We start from the raw sequence: 9,939 nt of genomic DNA on the forward strand, positions 1-9,939 counted from the left end.
CGCCTGCCGGCGCGCTGGTTGCCGGCCTCGTGCTCTCGGCCGTTGCCCAGCCGGCCCTCGCCCAGGGACAGGTCACGGTCTACTGTTCGATCCTGGAGGAGCAGTGCCGCGAGGGCGCGGCGATGTTCGAGAAATCGACCGGCATCAAGGTCTCGATGGTCCGCAAGAGCACCGGAGAGGTCTATGCGCAGGTCAAGGCCGAGGCCAGCAATCCGCGCGGCGACGTCTGGTGGGGTGGGCCGGGCGAGCCGCATCTGCAGGCGGCGGACGAGGGTCTTCTCGACGAATACAAGTCTGCGAAGCTGCCGGAGCTGCATGACTGGGCGCAGCGCCACGCCGAGCAGTCGAAGTTCCGCACCAACGGAATCTACCTCGGCGCGCTCGGCGTCGGCTACAATACCGAGGTGCTGAAGAAGAAGGGCATCGCCGCCCCGAAATGCTGGGCGGACCTGCTCGATCCCAAGCTGCGCGACGAGGTTCAGATCGCCGATCCCAGCTCGTCCGGCACCGCCTATGTCTTCCTGGCGACGACGGTGCAGCGCCTCGGCGAGGAGAAGGGCTTCGACTTTCTCAAGAGCCTGCACAAGAACATCAGCCAGTACACCAAGTCCGGCATCGCGCCGGTGAAGGCCGCTGCGCTGGGCGAGACGGCGGTCGGTATCGCCTTCATCCACGACATGCTCACGCAGAAGCTGCAGGGCGCGCCGATCGAGACCGTCGCCCCCTGCGAGGGCACGGGCTACGAGACCGGCTCCGTCTCGATCATCAAGGGCGGCAAGAACCCCGAGGCCGCCCGCAAGTTCGTCGATTTCACGCTCTCGCCCGATGCGCAGAACATCAATGCGAAGCTGAAGATCAACTCGATCCCCTCCAACAGGAATTCGCTGCTCTCGCCGGACGCGCCGAAATTCGCGGAGATGAAGCTGATCGACTACGACACCCCGCGCTGGGGCTCCCCGGCTGAGCGCTCGCGCCTGCTCAAGAAGTTCGACGCCGAGGTCAAGGCGCTGCCGCGCTGAGACGCCACGATCCCGCGAGCTTGGTAGCGCAGACCCCGGTTTGTGCTACTAAGCTGCGATCCGGGCCGAGACGCGCATCGCGCCCGGCCTCAAGCCATGGGATCGCCGCTTATGCTTCGCGCCACTTCCGTCCTTCGCAAGGCCGCCGTCCGCGCCGACCGCGTCGTCGATACGTTGAGCCTCGGTCATCGCGACCGCGCCATTGACGGCGTGACCGTCACGGCCGAGGGCGGGCTCGAATTCGCGATCAGCCTCGACAAGCCGGCGGCCCTGAACCCCGGCGATGCGCTGAAGCTGGAGGACGGCCGCCTGGTGCAGGTCAAGGCTGCGCTGGAAAGCCTGCTCGAGGTTCGCGCCGAGAACCCGCTGCGTCTGGTGCGTCTGGCCTGGCATCTCGGCGGCCACCACGTCCCCACTGAAATGACCGCTGATGCACTGTACGTGCCCGGCCATCCTGCTCTGGCGGAGCTGGTGCGCGGGCAGGGCTGCTCGATGACTGAGGTCGAGCGCCCGTTCCAGCCGGAGCCCGAGGTGCATCACCACGCCCATGGCGACGATTGCGGCTGCGGGCACGACCATCACGACCACGGCCACGATCATCATCATGGGCATGACCATGGGCACGGCCACGCGCACCATGGCCATGATCATGCTCACAAGCACGAGCACCACGAGCATGCCCATGGCGAAGGCTGTGGCTGCGGCCATGATCACGATCATCACGGCCATGGCGAGCATGACCACGGTCATGGCCATGGTGCGGCACATGGCCACAAGGGCCACTCCCACGACCACTGAGTCGGCCGGTTCTCCGGAAACGAGGGCGGATAGCAGAAGGCGGGCCATGGGCCCGCCTGTTTCGTATCAGGCCGCGTAGCCCTTGACCTGCGCAAGCGCGGTCATCACGCCGCGCAATTCGGCGAGGCCGCGCAGGCGGCCGACCGCCGGGTAGCCCGGGAAGCTGCCCTTGCCGACGTCGTCGAGCAGTTCATGGCCGTGGTCGGGCCGCATCGGGATGCGCCAGTGCGGGTGGTTCGCGGCGCGCCGGCGCTGCTCCTCGGCCATCAGCACGTCGACCAGCGCGACCATGTCGGTGTCGCCGCCGAGATGCTCGGCTTCCATGAACGAACCGTCCGGGTCCTTCGCGACGTTGCGCAGATGCGCGAACCAGATCTTGTCGGAAAAGCGCCGGGCGATCTTCGGCACGTCGTTCTTAGGGTTGGCGCCGAGCGAGCCCGAGCACAGCGTCAATCCGTTCGCGGGGGAATCGACCGAGCCGAGGATGAAGGCGATGTCGTCCTCGGTCGAACAGATCCGCGGCAGGCCGAAGAGCGAGCGCGGCGGATCGTCCGGATGGATGCACATGCGGATGCCGACTTCCTCGGCCGTCGGGATGATCGCCTCCAGGAAGCGCTTGAGATTGGCGCGCAGCCTGTCATGCGTCATGCCGGCATAGCGCTCGAGGATGCGGGCGAGGCCGGGCAGGTCGTACCGGTCGAAGGCGCCGGGCAGCCCCGCCATGACGCTGGAAAGCAGGCGGTCGCGGTCGGCTTGCGTCGCATTGTCGAACCAGGCCTTGGCCTTGTCCATCACCTCGGCGGAATGGCCCTCCTCGGCGCCCTTGCGCTTGAGCATGAAGTGGTCGAGCGCGACATATTCGTGCAGGTTGAAGCGCAGTGCCGTGCCGCCGCCCGGCAGCTTGTGGGCGAGCTCGGTCCGGGTCCAGTCCAGCACCGGCATGAAGTTGTAGCAGATCACCTGCAGGCCGCAGGCCGCGAGGTTGCGCATCGACTGCCGGTAGTTCTCGAAGATCGGTTCGAGGTCGCCTTCGCCGATCTTGACGCTCTCATGGATCGGCAGGCTCTCGACCACCCGCCATTCCAGGCCGAAGCTCCTGTCGGCCCGGATGATAGCCTGGCGCTTCTCGATCTCCTCGACGCTCCAGACCACGCCATAGGGGATCTGGTGCAGCGAGTTGACGATGCCGGTGGCACCGGCCTGCTTGGCCTGGGCCAGAGTCACGACGTCGTCCGGCCCGAACCAGCGCCAGCATTGTTCCATCTTCGCGTTCCTTCGCGGTATTGTTCTGGGGTGATGGTCCGGCGCGTCAGTCGAGCCGGATGGGTGGAGCCGAGCCGACAAAGGCGTCGACATGGCTGCGTGCGATATTCTCGATCGCGGCGAAAACGGTGCGCAGATGGGCGCGCATCGCCTTTTCGGCCTGCGCCTCGTCGCCCTTGCTGATGTTCTCGGCGATGACGCGATGCTCGCGCATGATCATGTCCGGCCAGGTCGCGCTTTCGAGCGAGAGGCAACGGACGCGGTCGAGCTGCGCCTTGACGCTTTCGATCAGGCTCCAGACGGCGGGATGGCCGGCAAGGCGCGAAATCTCGGCATGGAACGCATCGTCATAGCGGAAGAACGCCGCCTGATCGCCGGTCGCGAGCGCGCGCTCCTGCTGGCGGACATGCCGTTCCAACGCGGCCTTGCCGGAATCGTCGATATGGCGTGCCGCGAGCACGACCGTGCGGCACTCCAGCGTCTCGCGAACGAACTGGCTGTCATGGACGGCGGCGATGTCGATCGGCGCGACGAAGGTGCCGACCTGCGGCACGACGGACAGGAACCCGTCCTCGACCAGCCGCTTGAAGGCCTCGCGCACCGGCGTGCGGCTGACGCCGAAACGCAGCGCCATCCGCGCCTCCGACATAGCTTCGCCGGGGCGCAGCCCGGCGCTCACGATCTCTCCCCGCAGGGCGCGGTAGATCTGGTCTGTGCTCTGTCTTGTCGCGGGGGTGCCCATTGCCAAGCTCTGGTGGACTAGTATACTAGGATACCGACTAATCCGGTCCTGCGTCAACGGCATTGCAGGGGTGGATTGAGGAGCCCGTCCCGGAAGGCGGCGGCCCGGGGCAAGATCAAGAACCACGCGAAAACGCGTCTGGAGGAACAACCATGGGTCAGGACAGCATCAACCGGCGTCATTTCATTGGCGGCGTCGCCGGCCTTGGGGTCGCAGCGCATGCGCCGGGCGTCTTTGCGCAGCAGTTAAAGCTGCCGGCGTCGCCGCTCACGATCAGCATCATCGATGTCGGCGGCGCGCTCGCGCTGGTGCAGACGCCGCTCGAGAACTATGCCAAGGCCAATCCGAAGGCCGTCTCGCGCATGGTCTTCACCAAGGCGCCGGCGCCCGAATTGCCGGCCAAGCTGAAGGCCCAGCAGAACGCCGGCCGCTCCGATATCGACTTCGTCATCGGCGGCCTCGACGTGCTCTCGGCCGGCATCGACCAGAAGCTCTGGATCGAGCTGTTCCCGCGCTTCGCCGCCGAGCTGCCGAAGCCCGATGATATTCTCCTCAAGCCTGCGCTGGCCATGCACAACCTCGGCCAGGGCCAGGCCATGGCGATGGTCTACTACCCGTCCGGACCGCTGCTCGAATACATGCCGGACAAGGTCAAGAACGTGCCGACCACGGCCGAGGAGCTTCTGGCCTGGACGAAGCAGAACAAGAACCGCTTCCTCTATGCCCGCCCGGCCAATTCCGGCCCCGGCCGCACCTGGATCATGGGCCTGCCCTACATCCTCGGCGACAAGGACCCGAAGGATCCCGAGAAGGGCTGGGACAAGACCTGGGCCTATCTCAAGGAGCTCGGCGAGAACATCGAGTACTATCCCGGCGGCACGGGCGCGACCATGAAGGAGCTCGGCGACGGCACGCGCGACATCATCGTCTCGACCACGGGCTGGGACATCAACCCGCGCGTCCTCGGCATCGTGCCGAAGGAGGCCAAGATCCAGGCGCTGAAGGGCTTCCACTGGGTCACCGACGCCCAGTACATGATGATCCCGAAGGGCGTCTCGGATGAGAAGCTCGCCGTGCTGCTCGATCTGGTCCGCCACATGCTGACGCCCGCGCAGCAGGCCTTCACCTATGACGAGGGCTACTTCTACCCGGGCCCGGCGGTGAAGGACGTGCCGCTCTCGATGGCGCCGGCCTCCAGCCAGAAGGCCATCGCCGAGTTCGGCCGGCCGGAATACGAGAAGCTGATCGCCGACAACCCGATGGAAACGCCGCTCGACCCCGACAAGATGGTCGTCGCGTTCCGCATCTGGGACGAGCAGGTCGGCGGCGCCAAGAAGAAGTAAGACTGCTACGGCGGCGGGCTTTGGCAGCAGTCCGAAGCCCGCCGCCGGCCAATCCGACCCCGCTCTCAGATTCTCCGGAAGCCATGACCATCAACGCAGCCTCGTTCCGCGAGCTCAAGCTCGATCGTCTGAGCCGTGACTTCGGCACCCATAACGCGCTCAAGGACGTCTCCCTGACGATCGGCAAGGGCGAATTCATCGCCTTGCTCGGGCCGTCCGGCTGCGGCAAGTCGACAACGCTGAACCTGATCGCCGGGCTGCTGCCCGCGACCGGCGGCGGCATCTGGCTCGACGACAAGCGCATCGACCCGTTGCGGCCGGAAGAGCGCGGTTTCGGCATGGTCTTCCAGAACTACGCCTTGTTCCCGCACATGAGCGTGAACAAGAACATCGGCTTCGGTCTCAAGATGCGCGGCGTGCCCAAGGCCGAGATCGACAAGCGCGTCGCCGAGGCCGCGGCACTCGTGCGCCTGCAGGGGCAGACCGAGAAACTGCCCGGCCAGCTCTCCGGCGGCCAGCAGCAGCGTGTCGCCATCGCGCGCGCCATCGTCGTCGAGCCGCCGCTCGTGCTGATGGACGAGCCGCTCTCCAACCTCGACGCCAAGCTGCGCCTCGAGATGCGCGCCGAGATCCGCCGCATCCACAACACGCTCGGCGCCACCACGATCTACGTCACTCACGACCAGGAGGAGGCGCTCTCGCTCGCGGATCGCATCGTCGTGCTGCGGGACGGGCAGGTGCGCCAGGTCGGCACGCCGGAGGATCTCTTCCTGCGGCCTGACCATCTCGACGTCGCCGAGTTCATGGGCTTCCGCAACAAGGTGAAGGGCAAGGTCGTCTCGGCAGGCGAGGGCAGGGCGACCGTCGCCGTCGGCGATGCGCAGCTCTCGGGCCGCGCACGCGAGGCGGTCTCGGCCGGCGCCGACGGCTATCTCGCGATCCGCCCGGAGGATCTGCATCCCGTCTCTGCCGGCCAGCCCGGCTTCAAGGCCCAGGTCGTCTCGACCGAGTTCCGCGGACGAGAGTTCGTCGGCTTCGCCCGCATGGCGGATGGCACGGACCTGTCCTTCCTCGCTCATGACAAGCTGTCGCCGGGCGAGGCGGTCACGCTCGCCGCAGATCCCGACCGCGTCCTCGTCTATGGGGTGCTTGCGTGAGCACCGACCTCGCCTCCATTCCGCTGAAGCAGAGACTGGCCGCGCGCGGCTTCGACGGGCTGACGCTGCTCGTCGTCCCGGCGATCCTGTTCCTGCTGGCGCTTTTCATCTACCCGTTTCTCTACGGGCTCGTCCTGTCCTTCGAGCCGAAGCAGGGCGGCATGTTCGCCAACTACCAGCGCTTCTTCTCGGACCGCTTCCTCTATGGAACGATCGCGACGACGCTCTGGCTTGCGCTGCCCGTCACGGTCGCGACGCTGCTGCTTGCGATCCCGATCGCCTTCCGCGTCCGCCTGATGCAGAACCAGCGCCTGCTGACCACCATCCTGGTGATCCCGATCACGCTCGGCACGGTGCTCGTCGCACAGGGCCTGCTGAACTATCTGGGGCCGCAGGGCTGGTTCAACCGCACGCTGATGACGCTCGGCATCATCTCGACGCCGGTGAAGCTGCTGCACAACTACTGGGGCGTGATGCTCTCGCTGGTCATCACCGGCTTCCCCTTCACCTTCCTGCTGACGCTGTCCTATCTCTCCGGCATCGACCCGGCGCTGGAGCAGGCGGGCGCGACGCTCGGCGCCGGCCCCTGGGAGCGCTTCAAGCATATCCTGCTGCCACTGCTGCTGCCCGGCCTCGCCATTACCTTCTGCCTGAGCTTCGTGCAGGCCTTCTCGGTCTTCCCCTCCGCGGTGCTGCTCGGCGCGCCATCGGGGCCGACGCGCGTGATATCGATCGCGGCCTATCAGGCGGCCTTCGAGGAATACGACTACTCAATGGCTTCGGCCGTCGCGATGATCATGGGCATGGTTCAGCTTGCCATCGTCGTCGTGGTGCTCGCGGCCCGCGGCCTGCTCTATCGCGGCCCTGCCGGCGGCGGAAAGGGCTGAGCCGATGGTCAAGGATACCCGTCTCTCGACGAAGCTCTGGGCGGCCGCGAACTGGACGCTGATCGGCTTCTTCATCCTGAACCTCTTCGCGATGATCGCGACGGTGGTGACCTCGTCCTTCTCGACGCGCTGGCTCGGCACCTGGCTGCCGGCCGGCTGGACGACACGCTGGTACTCGGCCGCCTGGTCGGAGTTCCAGCTCCACGACGTGCTGCTCGTCACCTTCCAGATCGTCTTCCTGGTGGTGGCGCTGTCCGGCCTGATCGGCGTTCCCGCCGCCTATGCGCTGGCGCGGCGCGATTTCCCGGGCAAGAAGCTCGTGATGCTGCTCTTCCTGCTGCCGCTGCTGGTGCCGCCGATCACCTTCGGCATCCCGCTGGCGACGGTGCTGTACCAGACCGGTTTCGCGGGCTCGATGTCGGGCGTGGTTCTGGCGAATCTGGTGCCGACCGTGCCCTTCGTGATCCTGGTGATGATCCCGTTCATCGAGCAGATCGACACCAAGATCGAATCGGCGGCGCGCGTCTTCGGCGCCAACACCTTCAAACTCTTCGTGCATGTGCTGCTGCCGCTGCTGATGCCCGGCATCCTGGCTGCGCTGCTGCTGGTGCTGGTGCGGACGCTCGCCATGTTCGAGCTGACCTTCCTGACGGCAGGCCCCACCAGCCAGACGCTTGTCGTCGCGCTCTACTACGCGGTCTTCGCCGCCGGCGTGCGCGCCGTCCAGTCGATCGACGCCATGGCGGTGATCTACATGGTCACGACGCTGATCTGGCTGATCATCGCGCTGCGCTTCGTCAACCCGACGCAGATCGTCGCCCGGGCCAAGAAATGACATCGACCGACGGCGCTCCTCGCGAGCGCCGTCGGACCGAAGCGGCTGGGCTATTCCCCATCCTGCCGATTGTCCTCGTTCGCCGCGCTACGGCTCCTGAACAGCCGCCAGAGCGATTTGCGCAGGCGCCGCGAGGTGACATGGGCACCGGCCGGGCGGCGCTCCAGCGTGACCTTCTGATCGTGATAATCCTCGAGGCCCGGCCGATGGCCGACGCTGATCAGCGTCGCCTCGGCCAGCTCGTCATCGAACAGGGCCAGCAGCGAGGACTGGCTCTCCTCGTCGAGCGCCGATGTCGCCTCGTCCATGACGATGATGTCGGGCCGCTGGATCAGGAGGCGGGCAAAGGCGATGCGCTGGCGCTCGCCGCCCGACAGGACACGGTCCCAGTCTTCCTCCTCCTCGTCGAGACGTCGTGCGAGATAGCCGAGGCCGCAGCGCTGCAACGCGTCGGCGATGGCCTCGTCCGCGACGGGGCGGTCGGAGTCGGGATAGAGCAGGATCGAGCGAAGGGTGCCGCGCGGCAGATAAGGCTTCTGCGGGACGAAGGCGATCGACTGACCGGCCGGCACGCTGATCGAGCCCGAGCCCCAGGGCCAGATCCCGGCAAGCGCGCGGATCAGCGTGCTCTTCCCCGACCCGCTCTCTCCCGCGATCAGGACCTTCGCGCCCTTCTCGATGGTGACGGTGGCATCGGCCACGACGATGCGGCCATTGCTGTGGGCGATCGACAGATTGTTGAGATGGATCGCGCCGTCGTCGCTCTCGCCCAGCCCGATCTGGGTCTCCTTCTCCATGATCGTACCGACATCGAGCGCCTGCAGCTCCTCCACCAGTTCGTCGACACGCGTGACGGAGGCGAACCATTCGGCGAGCCTGACGAAATTGTCGACGAACCAGATCAGCGCCGCCTGCACGGCGCTGAATGCGGCGACGACCTGCACGACCGCGCCGAGCGAGACGTTTCCGGCAAGAAACTTCGGGGCGATCAGCAGCAGCGGCACGATCGGAAACAGCGCGCCGTTCGTGTTGAGCACCAGCGCGATGATGCCCTGCTGGCGGACGATCTTCAGCCACGCCGCGACGACGCGCCCGTAGCTCTCGCCGGCGGAGTTGCGCTCGTCGGCATCGCCCCTGATCAGCGCGATGCTCTCGGCATTCTCGCGCAGCCGGGTCATCTCGGCCCGGAACTGCGCTTCCGTCTCGTTCTTGCGGGAGACGAGGCCGACCAGCGGGCGCCCGGTCAGATATGCCGCCAGCGAGGCGAGGGCGGCGTACAGCACGGCGGCGAGCGCCATATAGCTCGGGATCACGATGGTGGTCGCGCCCAGCGTCACTTCGGCAGAGCCGGCCACTTGCCAGAGGATCGCCGCGAAGGTCGCGGCGGTGACGAAGGCGCTGATCAGCCCGATGGCGAGTTCGACCAGAGGCTCCACGGCGAGGCGGACATCCTCCGCGATCCGGTATTCGGGCGCGGCCTGCTTCTTGGTCAGGAAGCCGAGCCTGTAGTAGCGCTGGTCGGCGATCCACCAGCCCGCCAGGCGGCGCGTCAGGTTCTCGCGCCACCGCGTCTGCAGCAGCATGCGGCTGACGACCAGGCCGGAGACCGATAGGGCGGAAGCCACGACAAGGAGCGGTAGCCAGGCGGTCGTCGTCCAGACGGCGGCGACGTCGCGTTTCTCGAGGGCGTCGAAGAACACCCGGTTCCAGCGGTTGATGCCGACGGCCGTCGCAGTCTGGGCCGCGACGAAGAGCAGGACTGCGGCGGTCAGGGCCCACGCGCGCCAGCGGGTCTCGCCGCGCCAGTAGCGCAGGGCGATGCGGAAGAACTGCCGCATGCGGGACCGCCGCGAGGCAGGCGAAGTCTCGGCCATGTCCTACCCCGCTACGGTTTC

At 66.8% G+C, this 9,939-nt stretch carries 9 protein-coding genes; 5 read left to right on the forward strand and 4 right to left on the reverse strand.

Annotated features, from left to right (window positions below; translation table 11 throughout):
- On the forward strand, positions 1-1,019 hold a 1,019-nt coding region (locus ACIPIA_RS04605), incomplete at its 5' end, for an ABC transporter substrate-binding protein (RefSeq protein ID WP_400507125.1).
- Between the two features lie 48 nt (positions 1,020-1,067).
- Here ACIPIA_RS04605 and ACIPIA_RS04610 read toward each other — a convergent pair.
- From ACIPIA_RS04610 to ACIPIA_RS04620, 3 genes are read right to left on the reverse strand one after another with little or no spacing between them, the layout of a single operon-like run.
- Entirely contained in the window at positions 1,068-1,865 is a 798-nt protein-coding gene (locus ACIPIA_RS04610; protein WP_400507127.1) for a hypothetical protein, read from the reverse strand.
- 18 nt (positions 1,866-1,883) lie between these two features.
- A complete protein-coding gene (gene uxuA / locus ACIPIA_RS04615; protein ID WP_400507129.1) occupies positions 1,884-3,080 on the reverse strand; it encodes a mannonate dehydratase in 1,197 nt (398 codons plus the stop codon).
- Between the two features lie 46 nt (positions 3,081-3,126).
- Complete coding sequence (locus tag ACIPIA_RS04620) at positions 3,127-3,885, reverse strand: GntR family transcriptional regulator (protein WP_400507131.1); 759 nt, start codon at positions 3,883-3,885, stop codon at positions 3,127-3,129.
- Positions 3,886-3,974: 89 nt separating this feature from the next.
- Here ACIPIA_RS04620 and ACIPIA_RS04625 point away from each other — a divergent pair, with 89 nt between their 5' ends.
- The 4 genes from ACIPIA_RS04625 to ACIPIA_RS04640 all read left to right on the forward strand — a co-directional run bounded on the left by ACIPIA_RS04625 (position 3,975) and on the right by ACIPIA_RS04640 (position 8,044).
- Positions 3,975-5,165, forward strand: a complete 1,191-nt coding sequence (locus ACIPIA_RS04625) for an extracellular solute-binding protein (protein ID WP_400507133.1) — start codon at positions 3,975-3,977, stop codon at positions 5,163-5,165.
- Between the two features lie 89 nt (positions 5,166-5,254).
- Positions 5,255-6,322: an ABC transporter ATP-binding protein gene (locus ACIPIA_RS04630; RefSeq protein WP_400507141.1), complete on the forward strand. Its 1,068-nt coding sequence runs from the start codon at positions 5,255-5,257 to the stop codon at positions 6,320-6,322.
- On the forward strand, positions 6,319-7,209 hold the full coding sequence (locus ACIPIA_RS04635; protein ID WP_400507135.1) for an ABC transporter permease: 891 nt from the start codon (positions 6,319-6,321) through the stop codon (positions 7,207-7,209). Before ACIPIA_RS04630 ends, ACIPIA_RS04635 begins: the two co-directional genes overlap by 4 nt.
- 4 nt (positions 7,210-7,213) lie before the next feature.
- Positions 7,214-8,044: an ABC transporter permease gene (locus ACIPIA_RS04640; protein ID WP_400507137.1), complete on the forward strand. Its 831-nt coding sequence runs from the start codon at positions 7,214-7,216 to the stop codon at positions 8,042-8,044.
- Between the two features lie 50 nt (positions 8,045-8,094).
- Here the strand turns inward: ACIPIA_RS04640 and ACIPIA_RS04645 are convergent, their stop codons facing one another.
- Positions 8,095-9,882: an ABC transporter ATP-binding protein/permease gene (locus tag ACIPIA_RS04645; protein WP_400507139.1), complete on the reverse strand. Its 1,788-nt coding sequence runs from the start codon at positions 9,880-9,882 to the stop codon at positions 8,095-8,097.
- Between the last annotated feature and the right edge of the window lie 57 nt (positions 9,883-9,939).

Source organism: Allobosea sp. CER48, from assembly GCF_044752385.1.
In the GTDB taxonomy this organism is placed as follows: domain Bacteria; phylum Pseudomonadota; class Alphaproteobacteria; order Rhizobiales; family Beijerinckiaceae; genus Allobosea.

What these genes read in the sequence shown, in the direction of transcription:
- ACIPIA_RS04625 (WP_400507133.1), top strand. Translation starts at nt 3,975, where the DNA reads ATGGGTCAGGACAGCATCAACCGGCGTCATTTCATTGGCGGCGTCGCC.
- ACIPIA_RS04610 (WP_400507127.1), bottom strand. Translation starts at nt 1,865, where the DNA reads ATGGCCCGCCTTCTGCTATCCGCCCTCGTTTCCGGAGAACCGGCCGAC.
- ACIPIA_RS04645 (WP_400507139.1), bottom strand. Translation starts at nt 9,882, where the DNA reads ATGCGGCAGTTCTTCCGCATCGCCCTGCGCTACTGGCGCGGCGAGACC.
- uxuA (WP_400507129.1), bottom strand. Translation starts at nt 3,080, where the DNA reads ATGGAACAATGCTGGCGCTGGTTCGGGCCGGACGACGTCGTGACTCTG.
- ACIPIA_RS04620 (WP_400507131.1), bottom strand. Translation starts at nt 3,885, where the DNA reads ATGCCGTTGACGCAGGACCGGATTAGTCGGTATCCTAGTATACTAGTC.
- ACIPIA_RS04640 (WP_400507137.1), top strand. Translation starts at nt 7,214, where the DNA reads ATGGTCAAGGATACCCGTCTCTCGACGAAGCTCTGGGCGGCCGCGAAC.